This is a genomic window from Streptomyces sp. NRRL F-5650 (assembly GCF_000721365.1).
GTDB classification, from domain to species: Bacteria; Actinomycetota; Actinomycetes; order Streptomycetales; family Streptomycetaceae; genus Streptomyces; species Streptomyces ardesiacus.
On sequence record NZ_JOGV01000193.1, the window covers coordinates 1 to 249 of the forward strand.

The 249-nt window shown below is 70.7% G+C and carries 1 protein-coding gene; it reads right to left on the bottom strand.

Annotated features, from left to right (window positions below; all coding sequences use genetic code 11):
• Positions 1–224: hypothetical protein (locus IG88_RS40010; protein WP_037837597.1), on the bottom strand; the 224-nt coding region annotated here is incomplete at its 3' end.
• Positions 225–249: the final 25 nt, after the last annotated feature.

Genomic DNA, 249 nt, shown 5'->3' on the forward strand with positions numbered 1-249 from the left:
CGTCCGGGGTGCAGGGCCGCGACGCAGACGGCTTCGGTGCCGGTGTGGTCGAGCACCTCCTCCACCATCGCGGTCAGCGGTCCGGAGGGACCCAGCTCCAGGAACATGCCCACACCCCGGTCCAGCGCCGTGGTGACGCCGTCGGCGAAACGCACGGCCTCCCGGACATGCCGCACCCAGTACTCCACCGTCGCCAGTTCCGCACCCGCCACCTCCCCGGTCACATTCGAAACCACCGGAAGCACAGCC